Genomic DNA, 16,670 nt, shown 5'->3' on the forward strand with positions numbered 1-16,670 from the left:
AGCGGTGGTGAAGCTGGGTTACTTGGGGTAACCAGCCCGCTTCATTTCCCGCTCGGTGGTGGTCTGCGCGGCGGTCAAGGCGGCATCCACCGTTTGCTGACCGGTCAACGCACCGGAGAAGAACTTGCCGACCTGGGTACCAATCGCCTGGAACTCCGGAATGGTCACCAGTTGGATACCGATATACGGCACGGGCTTCTCGGTCGGCTTGGTCGGGTCGGCCACTTTCAGTGATTCCAGGGTCACCTTGGCGAACGGCGCGGCCTTCATGTACTCGTCGCTGTAGGTGGATTGGCGCGTACCTGGCGGCACATTGGCGATGCCATCGGTCTTGGCCACAAGCTGGCCGTATTCCTTGGAGGTGGCCCAACTGGTGAATACCTTGGCGGCATCCTTGGCCTTGGAACTGGTCGGGATCGCCAGGCTCCAGGAGTACAGCCACGACGTGCCCTTGTCGGTCTTCTCGTGGGGCGCGAAGGTGAAACCGACATGCTCAGAGACCTTGCTCTGGCTCTTGTCGGTAACAAACGAGCCCGCCACGCTGGCATCCACCCAGATCGCGCATTTGCCGCTGTTGAACAGCGCCAGGTTCTCGTTGAAACCGTTGCTGGACGCACCCGGCGGGCCGGATTTCTTCATATTGTCGACGTAGAAGTTCAGCGCATTCTTCCACTCTGGACCGTTGAATTGCGGTTGCCACTTCTCATCGAACCAGCGCGCACCGAAGCCATTGGCCAGGGTGGTGATCAGCGCCATGTTCTCACCCCAACCGGCTTTGCCGCGCAGGCACAGGCCGTATTGCTCTTTGGATTTATCAGTAAGTTTGGCCGCGTACTCGCCGATCTGGCTCCAGGTCGGGTGCTCGGGCATGGTCAGCCCGGCGTCCTTGAACAGGTCGGTGCGGTAATAGGTGATCGAGCTTTCGGCGTAGAACGGCAGGGCGTACAGCGAACCCTTGACGGACAAACCATCACGTACCGAAGGGAACACATCATCAAGGTCGTAGGAGGCCGGCAGGTCCTTCATCGGTTCCAGCCAACCCTTGGCGCCCCACAGTGCGGCTTCGTACATGCCGATGGTCAGCACGTCGAACTGCCCGCCCTGGGTGGCGATGTCGGTGGTGAGGCGTTGGCGCAGCACGTTTTCTTCAAGCACCACCCAGTTCAACTTGATCTCCGGGTGCTCGGCCTCGAAGGTTTTCGAGAGCTTTTGCATACGGATCATGTCGCTGTTGTTGACGGTGGCAATGGTCAGGGTTTGCGCGCCAAGGCTGACGGCGCTGAGGGTCATGCATGCAGTCATGCAGGAACAGGCAAGCAGAGCTTTTGCTGTGAACTTCATCGCGCACTCCATTTCCGCGCCCAGGGGGCTACAGAAGGACGGTTATTGTTGTTGTGTCTTCCTGCAACGAGTCAGGAAGAGTGTGCATTGATTACAGCCTTGAATCGGGGGTTGTGACAAATCCTTGGGCGCACGCTCACTGATACTTTTTTGCACTCGATGATCGTCCCCGTGACGCGTGGGGACGATCAATGCCGTGCTTAACGCTCGATATCAGCCAGTGCTCGCTCAGCCAGCAAGCGAGATACCTCGATCAACTGGGCAATACCCAGGGCGCCTTCGCGCCGCGAGCCGTCGAGATCAAAGGCGAAATCGCAGGGGAGGGCGTGGGCAGAGGCTAGGGATTCGCTGAGGTTGACCAGTAGGTGATGCGTGGAGATGCCGTCTTTTACGGTGAACAGCACACTGGGTGCTGGATCGATTGGGGGATTTGGGGTGGGTTTGATCATGGTGAAACTCCTGATTTAAGTGGAGCTACCACTGATCGCCGCGACGCGATTGGGTGGTAGCTGTACGCAGGTTCGCGGACCGGAATCAGGAAACCGGCATACCCAAAGGTATCCCGCGCACAGCCACCATAAGGGCGCACAGTAGACGATAAAAAGACGTCAACTGAAAGCGGAAATGGCACTCTGCGTCTGATTAAACCGGGCCGCGACGCCCGACCGCTGAGTGTGCAGCGGTGTACGGAGACTAGAGATTGAGTGTCCTAGGGACAACCTCAAAACCTTGTAAGACGTTTCTGTTTTCCGACGCCTGCCGAACGATCAACCTCAAGCCAAATTCTGCTCAGTCAACCGCTGCACCGCCAACCGTCGATAGTGGGACGGCGTCATCCCCTTAAGCTGCTGAAAACGCCGATTGAAGTTGGAGATATTGTTGAATCCCGACTCAAAGCACACATCCGTCACGGCCTTGTCGCCATCGGCCAGCAACTCGCAGGACTTGCTGATGCGCAGCCGATTGACGAATTCAATAAAAGTCCGCCCGGTGGCCTGCTTGAATACACGGGAAAAATACGTCGGTTTCATCCCCAGGTACTCCGCGACTTCCTCCAGCGGCAGCTCGCGGGCGTAGTGGGCAAAGATGTAGTCCACCGCGCGGTTGGTGCGGTCGATGCTGTGTTCATCGGCTTGCTGCGGGGTGGTCACGCCGGACAGCAGCTGGTAGTCCTCACAGGCGCTCAACACCTCCAGCAGGATAAAGAAGTGCCCCAGTCGCGCCATGCCGTGGGCGTCTTCGATGTGCTGCATGAGGGTCATGGCGTGGGCGATGGTCTTTTTGCAGCGGAATTCGATGCCGTACTGGGCGCGTTCGAGCAGCGGCGCCAGGCGTTTGAGTTCGGTGAAGATGTGGCTGCCGTGTTCGAACAACTCGTCGGTGAAGTTCACCAGCATGTCGCGCTTGGGGATCACTTCGCCTTCTTCCACCTGGCTGATCCAGTTGTGGGGCAGGTTGGGGCCGGTGAGGAACAGGCTTTGCGGGTAGAAGTTGCCGATGTAGTCACCGATAAACACCTTGCCGGAGCTGGCGACGATCAGGTGCAGCTCGTATTCCTTGTGAAAGTGCCAGCGCACCAGCGGGCAGGGGAAGCCGTGTTGGCGATAGATGATGGACAGACCATTGTGATCGTCCATCAACTCGTAGGAAGGGTCGGTGATGCGCGTTGCTCGGGTCATGCTGCCGTCGCTTTATTGTGGTCGCTGCGTAGGATAATGCCCCGTCGCGCACGACCTCGCCAGCAGCAGTGTTTACAGGTTGCGGTTTTTCGCCTCGATCCACTGGGACATGTACTGGGTACTCTTGTGCGCGTGATGGCGCAGCATGCTGCCGGTGAAGTTGTCCCGGCGATGGGCGGCAAGGTTGCGGCGGCATTGCTCCAGGCACGCCACCAGGGCCGGCCCATGCAGAGCCTGGTCATAGCGCCGAGCCAGCAGTTGGCGCCCGTGTTCCTGGGCCTGGGTCCAGCGCTCGTGGTCCTGGTAGAGGGCCACGGCAGCGGCGGCCAGGGCCGGGGCGTCGTGTTCGATCACGCCGGGCCAGGGTTGATCATCGCCCATGGCCTCGGCGCCGATCGGGGTGGTGACATTGGGGGTGCCGCAGAGCATGGCGTCGATCAACTTGCCCTTGATGCCCGCACCAAAGCGCAACGGTGCCAGGCAGATGCGTGCGGCGGTCATGACTTGCAGCGCGTCTTCGGCCCAGTTCATCACATGAAAACCCTGTGCCGGGTTGTGCAGGGCGGTGGCCTTGGGTGGGGTGTAGGCGCCATAGATATGCAGCTGCGCGCCCGGCAACTGTTGGCGAATCAGCGGCCACAGGCTTTGCTTCATCCACAGCACCGCATCCCAGTTGGGCGCGTGGCGGAAGTTGCCGATGCTGAGAAAGTGCGCCCGGTCTTCAAACGGCGCAAACGCGGCGGTGGGCGGTTGCAACATCAGCGGGCACCAGTGGAGCAGGGCGGCGGGCACCTTGAACTGCTCGGTGAGCAGGCGAATTTCCACGTCGGAGATCATCAGGCTGATGTCACAGCGGTAAATCGCGGCGATTTCGCGCTTGGCCAGGTCGGTATCGGCCATGCGCTGGAACTCGTCCTGAAGCGCCGGCGCGAACAGGGCGCTGAAGTCGTCGCTGTCGGGGTTGGCTTTCACCTGCTCCTTGAAACGCTGGTGGCGGGCGTCGCGCAGGCTTTGCAGGTCGGAGGTTTCCAGCACGCGCAGGGCGTCGGGGCAGCATTGCTCCACGCGCCAGCCGAATTGCTCCTCCATCATGAAGCGGTCGAACAGTACGATATCCGGGGCCAGTTCGCGGATAAAGTCATCGAAACTGCTGTTATTCAGTTCAATGGCACATTCGGCGATGCCAAGTGCCGGCAAGTCGGACTTGTGTTCGCCGATGGTCGCCGGGCTGCTGAAGGTAATGTCCCAACCTTGCGTAAGAAAACTCTCAAGGATTTGCATCATATGCCCGCCTGCGGCCGAGGAGCGGGGCTCCGGCCAGACGTAACCAATGACCAGGACTTTGGTGGCAGGCTGATTCATCGACGACGGTTTCCTTGAAGGGCAGGCGAAAAGCGCGCAATTAAACCACAACCTGGCGACATGACAATTTGTGTCTGGCGGTAGGTAGCATCGGCACTTTGTGGTTAACTTCGGCCTCTCGAATTCGTTTAACCAAAAACCAGCATAAGGATTCCGTTCATGGCTCAAGTCACCCTTAAAGGCAACCCGGTCAAGGTTGAAGGCGAACTGCCGAAAGTCGGCGCCAAAGCCGCAGACTTCACCCTGACCGCCGGCGACCTGTCCAACGCCACCCTGGCCACCTTTGCCGGCAAGCGCAAAGTGCTGAACATCTTCCCAAGCGTTGATACCCCGACCTGCGCCACTTCCGTGCGCAAGTTCAATGCCCAGGCCAACGATGTGGCCAACACCGTGGTGCTGTGCATCTCCACCGACCTGCCATTCGCCCAGGCGCGTTTCTGCGGCTCCGAAGGCCTGGAAAACGTGAAGAACCTCTCGGACTTCCGTGATTCGGATTTCGCCGTTGATTACGGTGTGGCGATTGCCGACGGCCCGCTCAAAGGCCTGACCGCTCGCGCCGTCGTGGTACTGGACGAAAACGACAACGTGCTGCACAGCGAGTTGGTCAAGGAAATCGCTGAAGAGCCAAACTACGATGCGGCCCTGGCTGTATTGAAGTAACTGTTTCTGCGCGTAACTGTCGTTTGGCAGTAACACGTATGATGCATGATTGCGGCCTGGCCTAGTCCAGGCCGTTTTTATTTGAGTGTCAGCGGTTTAGCCAAATAGCTGGCGGACTAAGATCAGACGTTAAAAGTTGTAAGCCCAAGGTAAATAGCCGGTAAAGGTGCTTTTCTAAACGCCCCCCAGTGCTTATCTTTCAGCCTCCCGAAGAAGAAGCTCTCATCCCCAATGGTTGATCACTCCATGCAATCCTCCTCCCGCAACTCCCGCCGCTGGCTGTTTGGCCTGCTTGTGCTGCTGGTTATCGCCGGCCTGTGCTGGAAATTCTGGCCCGGCGGCGCGGCTCACAAGGACGCTCCTGCGGGGCACACCGGCAAGACCGGCATGGCGCGCCCGGGCTTCGGCGGTTCCACCGGCCCGGTGCCGGTGCGCGTGGCGCCGGTGGTGCAGGGGGAGTTTGCGGTGTACTACAAGGCGCTGGGCACGGTCACCGCGCTCAACACCATTAATGTGCGCAGCCGGGTGGGCGGTGAGCTGGTGAAGATCGCCTTTGAAGAAGGCCAGATGGTCAAGGCCGGCGACCTGCTGGCAGAAATCGACCCGCGCAGCTACCAGAACGCCTTGCTCCAGGCCCAGGGCACATTGCTGCAGAACCAGGCCCAGTTGAAAAACGCCCAGGTCGATGTGGAGCGTTATCGCGGCCTGTACGCCCAGGACAGTATCGCCAAGCAGACCCTGGACACCGCCGAAGCGCTGGTCCTGCAATACCAGGGCACGGTCAAGACCAACCAGGGCGCGGTAGACGATGCCAAGCTCAACCTTGAATTCACCAGGATCCGTGCGCCGATCAGCGGCCGCGTTGGCCTGCGCCAGCTTGATGTCGGCAACCTGGTCGCAGCCAATGACACCACCGCCCTGGCGGTCATCACCCAGACGCAGCCGATCAGCGTGGCGTTCACCCTGCCGGAAAACACCCTGGAAACCGTACTTGCCCGTTACCACGCCGGCAACAAACTGCCCGTGGAAGCCTGGGACCGCAGCGACGTGAAAAAACAGGCGGTCGGCGTGCTGCAGAGCCTGGACAACCAGATCGACGTCACCACTGGCACTTTGAAGTTCAAGGCGCGCTTCGATAACAAGGACCAGGCGCTGTTCCCCAACCAGTTCGTCAATGTGCACTTGCTTGCCGACACCTTGCATAACGTGGTGTTGGCGCCGTCGGCGGCGATCCAGTTCGGCAACACCGGTACCTTTGTCTACAAGCTCGACGGTGACAACAAGGTCAAGGTCCAGCCCCTGGTGCTGGGTGACACCGACGGTGAGAACACCGTGGTCAAGGAGGGCCTGGTCGCAGGCGATCGCGTGGTGCTGGAAGGCACGGACCGTCTCAAGGACGGCAGCGAAATCGAAGTGGTCAACGAAAGCAAGGAAGTGCCGACCACGCCGACCGAACACCTGCAAGGCAAGCCCGCGGCAAAAGGGGAGACCGGCGCTGACGCCGGCAAGGCGCAAAAGGTCGGTTCATGAACCTGTCACGCCTGTTTATCCTGCGCCCGGTCGCCACCACGCTGAGTATGCTGGCGATTGTATTGGCCGGGATCATTTCGTACCGCTTGTTGCCGGTATCGGCCTTGCCCCAGGTGGACTACCCGACGATCCGGGTGATGACCCTGTACCCCGGCGCCAGCCCAGACGTGATGACCAGTGCGGTCACTGCGCCGCTGGAGCGTCAGTTCGGGCAGATGCCCGGGCTGACCCAGATGGCGTCCACCAGTTCGGGCGGTGCGTCGGTGCTGACCCTGCGTTTCAACCTCGACGTCAATATGGATGTCGCCGAGCAACAGGTGCAGGCCGCAATCAACGCCGCCACCAACCTGTTGCCCAAGGATTTGCCGGCGCCGCCGGTGTACAACAAGGTCAACCCGGCCGACACCCCCGTGCTGACCCTGGCGATTACTTCCAAGACCATGCTGCTGCCCAAGCTCAATGACCTGGTCGATACGCGCATGGCGCAGAAAATCGCCCAGATCAGCGGCGTCGGCATGGTCAGCATCGCCGGTGGCCAGCGCCAGGCCGTGCGCATCAAGGTCAACCCGCAAGCCCTGGCGGCCAATGGTTTGAACCTGTCGGACGTGCGTGCGCTGATCGCCGCCTCCAACGTCAACCAGCCCAAGGGCAACTTCGACGGCCCCACCCGCGTGTCGATGCTCGATGCCAACGACCAGTTGGTCTCACCCCAGCAATATGCCGAGCTGATCCTGGCCTACAACAATGGCGCACCGTTGCGCCTCAAGGATGTGGCGCAGATCGTCGACGGCGCCGAAAACGAACGCCTCGCGGCCTGGGCCAACGAAAACCAGGCGGTACTGCTCAACATCCAGCGCCAGCCGGGCGCCAACGTGATCGAGGTAGTCGACCGTATCAAGGCGCTGCTGCCGAGCATCACCGACAACCTGCCGGCCGGCCTGGACGTGACGGTGCTTACCGACCGTACCCAGACCATCCGCGCCTCGGTGAAAGACGTACAACACGAGCTTCTGATTGCCATCGCCCTGGTGGTGATGGTGACGTTCCTGTTCCTGCGTCGGGTCAGCGCCACGATCATTCCGTCCATTGCCGTGCCGCTGTCTCTGGTGGGTACCTTTGGCGTGATGTACCTGGCGGGTTTCTCCATCAATAACCTGACGCTGATGGCCCTGACCATCGCCACGGGGTTTGTGGTGGACGACGCCATCGTGATGCTGGAGAACATCTCGCGCTATATCGAGGAAGGCGAGACGCCGATGGCCGCCGCGCTCAAGGGCGCCAAGCAGATCGGTTTCACCCTGATATCCCTGACCTTGTCGCTGATTGCGGTACTGATCCCGCTGCTGTTCATGGCTGACGTGGTCGGGCGGCTGTTCCGCGAGTTCGCCATCACCCTGGCGGTGGCGATCCTGATTTCGCTGGTTGTGTCCCTGACCCTGACGCCGATGATGTGCGCGCGCTTGCTCAAGCGCGAACCGAAGGAAGAAGAGCAGGGACGTTTCTACAAGGCCAGCGGCGCCTGGATCGATTGGCTGATCCAGGCCTATGGCCGCAAGTTGCAGTGGGTGCTCAAGCACCAGCCGCTGACCCTGCTGGTGGCCATCGCTACCCTGGGGCTTACGGTGGTGCTGTACCTGGTGGTGCCCAAGGGCTTTTTTCCGGTGCAGGACACCGGGGTGATCCAGGGCATTTCCGAAGCGCCGCAGTCGATTTCCTTTGCGGCGATGAGCCAGCGTCAGCAGGAGCTGGCGAAGATCATCCTTGCTGATCCCGCGGTCCAGAGCCTGTCGTCCTACATCGGTGTGGACGGCGATAACGCCACCCTCAACAGTGGCCGCTTGCTGATCAACCTCAAGGCCCACGGCCAGCGCGACTTGAGCGCAGCCGAGGTGATCACCCGCTTGCAACCGCAAATCGACAAGCTGGTGGGCATCCGCCTGTTCATGCAGCCGGTGCAGGACCTCACCATCGAGGACCGCGTCAGCCGTACCCAGTACCAGTTCAGCATGTCGTCGCCGGACGCCGAGTTGCTGGCACTGTGGAGTGGCAAGCTGGTGCACGCCCTCAGTCAACAGCCGGAACTCACCGACGTTGCCAGCGACTTGCAGGACAAAGGCTTGCAGGTGTACCTGGTGATCGACCGCGACGCGGCCTCGCGCCTGGGTGTGAGTGTCTCGACCATTACCGACGCGTTGTATGACGCCTTTGGCCAACGGCAGATCTCTACCATCTATACCCAGGCCAGCCAATATCGCGTGGTGCTGCAGGCCCAGTCCGGCGAAACCCTCGGCCCGGCCGCGCTCAACCAGATCCATGTGAAGACCACCGACGGCGGCCAGGTGCGGCTGTCGAGCCTGGCCCATGTCGAGCAGCGCCAGGCGCAGTTGGCAATTGCCCATATCGGCCAGTTCCCGGCGGTGATGATGTCGTTCAACCTGGCCCCCGGCGTCGCCCTGGGCAAGGGTGTGGAGCTGATCAACCAGACCCAGAAGGACATTGGCATGCCGGTGGGCGTGCAAACCCAGTTCCAGGGTGCCGCCCAGGCGTTCGAGGCGTCGCTGTCGAGCACCTTGCTGCTGATCCTGGCGGCGGTGGTTACCATGTACATCGTGCTCGGCGTGCTCTACGAGAGCTATATCCACCCGATCACCATCCTTTCGACCCTGCCGTCGGCGGCGGTGGGGGCCTTGCTGGCCCTGCTGCTCAGTGGCAATGACCTGGGCATGATCGCGATCATCGGCATCATCCTGCTGATCGGTATCGTGAAAAAGAACGCGATCATGATGATCGACTTCGCCCTCGACGCCGAGCGTAATCAGGGCCTGGACCCACAGACGGCGATTTACCAGGCGGCGCTGTTGCGCTTCCGGCCGATCCTGATGACTACCCTGGCCGCGTTGTTCGGTGCGGTACCGCTGATGCTTGCCAGCGGTTCCGGCGCGGAGTTGCGCCAACCGCTGGGTTTGGTGATGGTCGGTGGCTTGCTGGTGAGCCAGGTGTTGACGCTGTTCACCACGCCGGTGATCTACCTGTACTTCGATCGCCTTGGCAGGCGCTGGCGCAAAGAGCCGCAACGCCTGGAGCCGGTTGAGCCATGAACTTGTCCGGACCTTTCATTCGCCGGCCGGTAGCAACCATGCTGCTGAGCCTGGCGATCATGCTGCTCGGTGGCGTCAGCTTCAACCTGTTGCCGGTGTCGCCGCTGCCGCAGATCGACTTTCCGGTGATCGTGGTGTCGGCCAGCTTGCCCGGCGCCAGCCCCGAGGTGATGGCGTCCAGCGTGGCGACGCCACTGGAGCGTTCATTCGGTTCGATTGCCGGCATCACCACCATGAGCAGTTCTTCGAGCCAGGGCTCGACTCGGGTGATCCTGGCCTTTGATTCCGACCGCGATATCAACGGTGCGGCGCGGGAAGTGCAGGCGGCCATCAACGCTTCGCGCAACCTGTTGCCCAGCGGTATGCGCAGCATGCCCACCTACAAGAAGATCAACCCGTCCCAGGCGCCGATCATGGTGCTGTCGCTGACCTCCGACGTGCTGCAGAAGGGCCAGCTGTATGACCTGGCGTCGACCATCTTGTCCCAGAGCCTGTCCCAGGTGCCAGGCGTGGGCGAAGTGCAGATCGGCGGCAGTTCCCTGCCGGCGGTGCGCATCGAGCTGGAGCCCAAGGCCCTCGACCAATACGGCGTGGCCCTGGACGATGTGCGCAATACTATCGCCAATGCCAACCAGCGCCGGCCCAAGGGCTCCCTGGAAGACGCTGAGCGCAATTGGCAGATCCAGGCCAACGACCAGCTGGAAAAAGCCAAGGACTACGCGCCGCTATTGATCCGCTACCAGGACGGTGCGGCCCTGCGCCTGGGCGATGTGGCGAAGATCACCGATGGTGTGGAAGACCGCTACAACAGTGGCTTCTTCAATAATGATTCGGCAGTGCTGCTGGTGATCAACCGTCAGTCCGGCGCCAACATCATTGAAACGGTCAGGCAGATCAAGGCCCAGTTGCCGGCATTGCAGGCGGTGCTGCCGTCCAGCGTCAAGCTCAGCCTGGCCATGGACCGCTCGCCAGTGATCACTGCCACCCTGCATGAAGCGGAAATGACCCTGCTGATTGCCGTGGGCCTGGTGATTCTGGTGGTGTACCTGTTCCTGGGTAACTTCCGTGCTTCGCTGATCCCGACCCTGGCGGTGCCGGTGTCGCTGGTGGGCACCTTCGCGGTGATGTACCTGTACGGGTTTTCGCTGAACAACTTTTCGTTGATGGCGCTGATTTTGGCCACCGGGTTGGTGGTGGACGATGCCATCGTGGTGCTGGAGAACATTTCCCGGCACATCGACGAGGGTGTGCCGCCGATGAAGGCGGCGTACCTGGGTGCCGAAGAAGTCGGCTTTACCTTGTTGTCGATGAACGTGTCGCTGGTGGCGGTGTTCCTGTCGATCCTGTTCATGGGCGGGATTGTCACCAACCTGTTTCGCGAGTTTTCCATCACCTTGTCGGCGGCGATCATCGTCTCGCTGATTGTCTCGCTGACCTTGACGCCGATGCTCTGCGCCCGCTGGCTCAAGCCTCATGACAAGACCCGGCAGACCGGTTTGCAGCGCTGGAGCCAGAAGGTCAACGACCGCATGGTCGCCGGCTACGCCACCAGCCTGGACTGGGTATTGCGCCACCGGCGCCTGACCCTGCTCAGCCTGTTGATCACCGTGGGCGTGAATATCGCACTGTATGTGGTGGTGCCAAAAACCTTCATGCCTCAGCAGGACACCGGCCAATTGATCGGGTTTGTGCGCGGTGACGATGGCCTGTCGTTCAGCGTGATGCAGCCGAAGATGGAAGTCTTTCGCCAGGCGGTGCTCAAGGACCCGGCGGTGCTCAGCGTGGCCGGCTTTATCGGTGGCAACCAAGGCACTAACAACGCAGTGATGCTGGTGCGCCTCAAACCCATCAGTGAACGCAAGATCTCTGCCCAGGCGGTGATCGAGCGTCTGCGCAAAGAGGTGCCGTTGGTACCGGGCGGGCGCCTGTTCCTGATGGCCGACCAGGACCTGCAGTTCGGCGGCAGCCGCGACCAGACCAGCGCGCAATATTCCTACATCCTGCAAAGCGGCGACCTGGCCGCGTTGCGCCTGTGGTACCCGAAAGTGGTCGCGGCGATGCGTGAGTTGCCCGAGCTGACTGCCATCGACGCTCGCGAAGGCCGGGGCGCGGCGCAGGTCACGCTGATCGTCGATCGGGACCAGGCCAAGCGTCTGGGCATCGACATGGACATGGTCACGTCGGTACTCAACAACGCCTACAGCCAGCGGCAGATTTCCACCATCTACGACAGCCTCAACCAGTATCAGGTGGTGATGGAGGTCAACCCCAAGTATGCCCAGGACCCGATCACCCTGAACCAGGTGCAGGTGATTACTGCCGATGGTGCGCGGGTGCCGTTGTCGACCATTGCCCATTACGAGAACAGCCTGGCCGACGATCGCGTCAGCCATGAAGGCCAGTTCGCTTCAGAAAACATCGCCTTCGATATGGCGCCCGGGGTGACGGTAGAGCAGGGCACCGCGGCCATCGAACGAGCGATTGCCAAGGTCGGCCTGCCTGAAGATGTGATCGCCAAGATGGCCGGCACCGCCGACGCCTTTGCGGCCACGCAGAAGGGCCAGCCGTTCATGATTCTCGGTGCGCTGGTGGCGGTGTACCTGGTGCTGGGCATTCTGTATGAAAGCTATATCCACCCGCTGACCATTCTGTCGACCCTGCCGTCGGCGGGTGTTGGCGCGTTGCTGGCGATCTACCTGCTGGGCGGCGAGTTCAGTCTGATTTCGTTGCTGGGCTTGTTCCTGCTGATCGGTGTGGTGAAGAAAAACGCGATCCTGATGATCGACCTGGCGCTGCAACTGGAGCGCAACGACGGCATGAGCCCGCTGGAGTCGATCCGCAGCGCCTGTCTGCTACGCCTACGACCCATTTTGATGACCACCCTGGCCGCCATCCTCGGCGCCTTGCCGTTGCTGCTCGGCACCGGCGATGGCGCGGAAATGCGCCATCCGTTGGGCCTGACCATTATTGGCGGCCTGGTCTTCAGCCAGATCCTGACCCTTTACACCACCCCGGTGGTCTACCTCTATCTCGACCGCGCGCGCCACCGCTTCAATGCCTGGCGCGGCGTGCGTACCGATGCTGCCCTGGACACTGCGCTATGACCGATTCAACCAAATTATTGTGGCGAGGGAGCAAGCTCTCTCGCCACAACAACACAATGAAGTTATTGGCCGTGATGATGTGTGGGGTGTTGCTCAGCGCCTGCGCCATTGGCCCTGACTACAAGCGCCCGGAGGTCATCGAACCGGTGCAGTTCAAAGAAGCCCAGGGCTGGCGCCAGGCCAACCCCAGCGATTCCCTGGCCCGTGGCGCCTGGTGGGAGTTGTATGGCGACCGCCAACTCAATGAGCTGGTAGAGCGCCTCAACACGTCCAACCAGACCGTTGCCCAGGCCGAAGCGCGCTTTCGCCAGGCCAAGGCGCTGGTGCGCAGTTCCCGCGGGGCGTTTTACCCCAGCGTCGATCTGAGCGTGGGTAAAACCCGCGCCAGCCAGGGTACCGGCAGCAGCAGCGCCAGCCTCAGCAGTTCCAGCAGTGGTATCCGCGACACCCTCAATGCGCAGTTGGGCGTGAGCTGGGAAGCCGATATCTGGGGCAAGTTGCGCCGTGGACTAGAGGCCAATGAAGCCAGCGCCGAGGCCAGCTCGGCAGATCTGGCCGCGATGCGCCTGAGCCAACAGTCAGAACTGGTGCAAAGCTACCTGCAACTGCGGGTCATGGACGAACAGACGCGCCTGCTGCAAGCCACGCTGGACACTTACCAGCGCTCGTTGAAAATGACCGAAAACCAATACCGCGCCGGGGTGGCCGGCAAGGATGCCATCGCCCAGGCGCAAACCCAGCTCAAGACCACCCAGGCCAGCCTGATCGACCTGATCTGGCAGCGCGCCCAACTGGAAAACGCCATTGCCGTGCTGATTGGCGAAGCCCCGGCCAACTTCAACCTGGCGGTGAGCAAAGACATTCCAGCGCTGCCGCAAATACCGGTGAGCCTGCCGTCCCAGTTGCTGGAACGTCGCCCCGATATTGCCTCGGCCGAACGCTCGGTGATCGCCGCCAACGCCAACATCGGCGTGGCCAAGGCGGCCTATTACCCGGATCTCAGCCTGAGCTTGCAGGGCGGCTATTCCAGCAGCACCTATGAGGACTGGATCAGCCTGCCGAACCGCTTCTGGTCGGTGGGGCCGAAACTGGCCATGACCCTGTTCGATGGCGGCCAGCGCTCGGCGGAAGTCGATCGCACCGTGGCCAGCTATGACGAGACCGTGGCCAAGTACCGCCAGACCGTACTGGATGGGTTCCGTGAAGTGGAAAACTACATGGTGCAACTCAAGGTGCTGGCGGACGAGGCTGTGGTCAGCAATGAAGCGCTGGAATCGGCGCGTGAGTCGTTGCGCTTGACCGAGAACCAGTACAAGGCGGGTTTGATCGCTTACCTGGATGTGGTGACTGTGCAGGCGACGGCCCTGAGCAACGAGCGCACAGTGTTGACCTTGTTGCAGTCGCGGCTGGTGGCGAGTGTGCAGTTGATTGCGGCGTTGGGCGGTGGCTGGGATGGCCAGACGTCTCTTGCCGAGAAGGAGTGAGCGAATACCTGCGCATCCTGTAGGAGCGAGCTTGCTCGCGAAGAACACACCGACACCGCGTTTCCCCGGTTTCGCACGTCATCGTTGACGATCTTCGCAAGCAAGCTCGCTCCTACAGAGGGGAGGACCCCTCCCACAGGTATTGAAAAATACCCGCATTAAGCCAGCAGATTGACGCCAAAAAATGACTAATGGCTATCTGCTTAATTAATCACCTGCCCCAGAATCATTCTCGCTACAATCGCCCGCTTTGCCACCCGGCATGGGCTTTTACGCCCTGTTGCCTGCGAGAAGCCCCATGTTGATCGGTAGCTATTCAACCTCCCTGGTCGTGATTTCCCTGTGCGTTGCAATGCTGGCGTCCTACACCGCGTTGGACCTGGCCGGGCGTATCGCTACGACGAAGGGGCGTGCCGTTTATCTATGGATTACCGGCGGCGCAGCGGCCATGGGGGTGGGTATCTGGTCCATGCACTTTATCGGCATGTTGGCGCTGCGCCTGCCGTTTGCCATTGGGTTTGACCTGGGCATCACCGCGTTGTCGTTGCTGATCGCCGTGTTATCCAGTGGCTTCGCCTTATGGCTGGTCAGCCAGCCACGTCTGCCGGCCTGGCAACTGGCGTTCGGTGCGCTGGTGATGGGTGCCGGTATCGCCAGCATGCACTACACCGGCATGGCAGCGATGCGCATGACCCCGGGTATCGACTACGACCCGACCTTGTTCGGCGCTTCGTTGTTGATCGCGGTAATGGCCTCCGGCGCCGCACTGTGGATCGCCTTCAACCTGCGTCGCAATACGCCTTACGTGCGGCTGGCGCGGGGTGCGGCGGCGGTGGTGATGGGCGTGGCCATTGTCGGCATGCACTACACCGGGATGGCCGCGGCGCAGTTTGCCGATGACAGTTTCTGCGGTGCCGCGCTAACGGGCTTGAGCGGCAAGGGCCTGGATAACCTGGTCTTGGTGACCTCCCTGGCGGTGTTGGTCATAGCGTTGTTGACCTCATTGCTGGATGCCCGCCTGGAGGCGCGCACCGCTGTACTCGCCGATTCCTTGACCCTGGCCAACCAGGAACTGACCCACCTGGCACTGCACGACATGCTCACCGGCTTGCCCAATCGCACACTGCTGGCGGATCGCATTCAACAAGGCATTCAGGCGGTGTACGAGCAGGGCGGTTGCTTTGCGCTGATGTTTATCGACCTGGACGGCTTCAAGCCGGTCAACGATGCCTTCGGTCATCACATGGGCGATCAACTGCTGCGCGAGGTTGGCCTGCGTCTGCGCGAGGACTTGCGCAGCCAGGACACCCTGGCCCGTATTGGCGGTGACGAGTTCGTGTTGCTGGTGCAATTGACCCAGCCGGACGATGCCATGGGCCTGGCCGAGCGTCAGGTCGGTCTGATCAATCGCGCTTTCACGGTGGCCGAGCATGAGCTGAAAATCTCCGCGAGTATCGGTATCGCCATGTTCCCGGGCAACGGTAATAACCCCCAGGAGCTGTTGATGAACGCCGACGCGGCGATGTATCACGCCAAGGGCATGGGCAAGAACGGCTACAGCTTCTTCGATGCGTCAATGAACACCAATGCGCGCAAGCAACTGCAATTGTTGCAGGACCTGCGCAATGCCCTCGAACACGGCGAGTTTCGCTTGTATTACCAGCCCAAGTTCGATGCGGTGAGCGGTATTGCCGTGGGGGCCGAGGCGTTGTTGCGCTGGGAGCATCCGCAACAAGGCTTGCTGCTGCCGGCAGCTTTTATCGCGCTGGCGGAGAAAACCGGGCTGATCATTGCCATCGGTGAATGGGTACTCGACGAAGCCTGCCGCCAGATGAGCCTGTGGTACGCACAGGGTTATCAGCGCTGGCGCATCGCCGTGAATCTTTCGGCGCTGCAGTTCTGTCATGCCGGGTTGGTCAACAGTGTTGCGGCTGCTCTGGAGCGCCACCAATTACCCGCCAACAGCCTCACGCTGGAGATCACCGAGACCACTGCCATGAGCGATGCCGATGCGAGCATGACGGTATTGCAGCAGCTCTCGGACATGGGCGTGGATCTGTCCATCGATGACTTTGGCACCGGTTACTCCAGCCTGATGTACCTCAAGCGCCTGCCGGCCAACGAGTTGAAGATCGACCGCGGCTTTGTACGCGACCTGGAGCACGACAGCGACGACGCCGCCATCGTCTCGGCCATCGTCGCCCTCGGCCAGGCCCTGGACTTGCGGATCGTTGCCGAAGGCGTGGAAACCGATGCGCAGCAAAATTTCCTTACCCGCCTGGGGTGTGATTCCTTGCAAGGCTATTTGTTGGGGCATCCATTGCCGGCTGACAGTTTCATGGCAAATATCCGCAGCGGCGAAGATGCGCCAGCGCCTGACAAAAGCCATCAGTGACGGGTATTCTTGGATCC

The 16,670-nt window shown here is 61.1% G+C and carries 10 protein-coding genes; 6 read left to right on the plus strand and 4 right to left on the minus strand.

Going from position 1 to position 16,670, the window contains the following annotated elements:
• Positions 1 to 18: 18 nt before the first annotated feature.
• The 4 genes from QMK52_RS20225 to QMK52_RS20240 all read right to left on the minus strand — a co-directional run bounded on the left by QMK52_RS20225 (position 19) and on the right by QMK52_RS20240 (position 4,382).
• Positions 19 to 1,341: a sugar ABC transporter substrate-binding protein gene (locus tag QMK52_RS20225; protein WP_320403303.1), complete on the minus strand. Its 1,323-nt coding sequence runs from the start codon at positions 1,339 to 1,341 to the stop codon at positions 19 to 21.
• A 200-nt stretch (positions 1,342 to 1,541) separates the two neighbouring features.
• A complete protein-coding gene (locus QMK52_RS20230) occupies positions 1,542 to 1,790 on the minus strand; it encodes a DUF6124 family protein (protein ID WP_194438400.1) in 249 nt (82 codons plus the stop codon).
• Positions 1,791 to 2,114: 324 nt separating this feature from the next.
• Positions 2,115 to 3,020 (minus strand): AraC family transcriptional regulator, encoded by a 906-nt coding sequence (locus QMK52_RS20235; protein WP_194438397.1) that lies wholly within the window; start codon positions 3,018 to 3,020, stop codon positions 2,115 to 2,117.
• 72 nt (positions 3,021 to 3,092) lie between these two features.
• On the minus strand, positions 3,093 to 4,382 hold the full coding sequence (locus QMK52_RS20240) for a glycosyltransferase (protein WP_194438393.1): 1,290 nt from the start codon (positions 4,380 to 4,382) through the stop codon (positions 3,093 to 3,095).
• A gap of 159 nt (positions 4,383 to 4,541) precedes the next feature.
• Here QMK52_RS20240 and tpx point away from each other — a divergent pair, with 159 nt between their 5' ends.
• The 6 genes from tpx (at position 4,542) to QMK52_RS20270 (ending at position 16,653) form a co-directional block, all read left to right on the plus strand.
• Positions 4,542 to 5,042: a thiol peroxidase gene (tpx, locus tag QMK52_RS20245; RefSeq protein ID WP_005788574.1), complete on the plus strand. Its 501-nt coding sequence runs from the start codon at positions 4,542 to 4,544 to the stop codon at positions 5,040 to 5,042.
• A 231-nt stretch (positions 5,043 to 5,273) separates the two neighbouring features.
• On the plus strand, positions 5,274 to 6,572 hold the full coding sequence (locus tag QMK52_RS20250; protein ID WP_005788572.1) for an MdtA/MuxA family multidrug efflux RND transporter periplasmic adaptor subunit: 1,299 nt from the start codon (positions 5,274 to 5,276) through the stop codon (positions 6,570 to 6,572).
• Positions 6,569 to 9,670: an MdtB/MuxB family multidrug efflux RND transporter permease subunit gene (locus tag QMK52_RS20255; protein ID WP_194438387.1), complete on the plus strand. Its 3,102-nt coding sequence runs from the start codon at positions 6,569 to 6,571 to the stop codon at positions 9,668 to 9,670. The genes QMK52_RS20250 and QMK52_RS20255 overlap by 4 nt, the downstream gene beginning before the upstream one ends.
• Positions 9,667 to 12,774 (plus strand): efflux RND transporter permease subunit, encoded by a 3,108-nt coding sequence (locus tag QMK52_RS20260; protein ID WP_005788569.1) that lies wholly within the window; start codon positions 9,667 to 9,669, stop codon positions 12,772 to 12,774. The genes QMK52_RS20255 and QMK52_RS20260 overlap by 4 nt, the downstream gene beginning before the upstream one ends.
• 56 nt (positions 12,775 to 12,830) lie before the next feature.
• Positions 12,831 to 14,258 carry an efflux transporter outer membrane subunit gene (locus tag QMK52_RS20265; RefSeq protein WP_228309817.1) on the plus strand — a complete coding sequence of 476 codons (1,428 nt, stop codon included), beginning with the start codon at positions 12,831 to 12,833 and terminating at the stop codon, positions 14,256 to 14,258.
• 298 nt (positions 14,259 to 14,556) lie between these two features.
• Positions 14,557 to 16,653: a putative bifunctional diguanylate cyclase/phosphodiesterase gene (locus tag QMK52_RS20270; RefSeq protein WP_194438383.1), complete on the plus strand. Its 2,097-nt coding sequence runs from the start codon at positions 14,557 to 14,559 to the stop codon at positions 16,651 to 16,653.
• Positions 16,654 to 16,670: the final 17 nt, after the last annotated feature.

Origin of the sequence: Pseudomonas sp. P9_2 (genome assembly GCF_034008255.1) — a bacterium.
Classification (GTDB): Bacteria; Pseudomonadota; Gammaproteobacteria; order Pseudomonadales; family Pseudomonadaceae; genus Aquipseudomonas; species Aquipseudomonas synxantha_A.

Coding starts and splice junctions, on each gene's coding strand:
- QMK52_RS20235 (WP_194438397.1), bottom strand. CDS start 3,020: ATGACCCGAGCAACGCGCATCACCGACCCTTCCTACGAGTTGATGGAC.
- QMK52_RS20225 (WP_320403303.1), bottom strand. CDS start 1,341: ATGAAGTTCACAGCAAAAGCTCTGCTTGCCTGTTCCTGCATGACTGCA.
- QMK52_RS20240 (WP_194438393.1), bottom strand. CDS start 4,382: ATGAATCAGCCTGCCACCAAAGTCCTGGTCATTGGTTACGTCTGGCCG.
- QMK52_RS20270 (WP_194438383.1), top strand. CDS start 14,557: ATGTTGATCGGTAGCTATTCAACCTCCCTGGTCGTGATTTCCCTGTGC.
- QMK52_RS20255 (WP_194438387.1), top strand. CDS start 6,569: ATGAACCTGTCACGCCTGTTTATCCTGCGCCCGGTCGCCACCACGCTG.
- QMK52_RS20230 (WP_194438400.1), bottom strand. CDS start 1,790: ATGATCAAACCCACCCCAAATCCCCCAATCGATCCAGCACCCAGTGTG.
- QMK52_RS20265 (WP_228309817.1), top strand. CDS start 12,831: ATGAAGTTATTGGCCGTGATGATGTGTGGGGTGTTGCTCAGCGCCTGC.
- tpx (WP_005788574.1), top strand. CDS start 4,542: ATGGCTCAAGTCACCCTTAAAGGCAACCCGGTCAAGGTTGAAGGCGAA.
- QMK52_RS20260 (WP_005788569.1), top strand. CDS start 9,667: ATGAACTTGTCCGGACCTTTCATTCGCCGGCCGGTAGCAACCATGCTG.
- QMK52_RS20250 (WP_005788572.1), top strand. CDS start 5,274: ATGGTTGATCACTCCATGCAATCCTCCTCCCGCAACTCCCGCCGCTGG.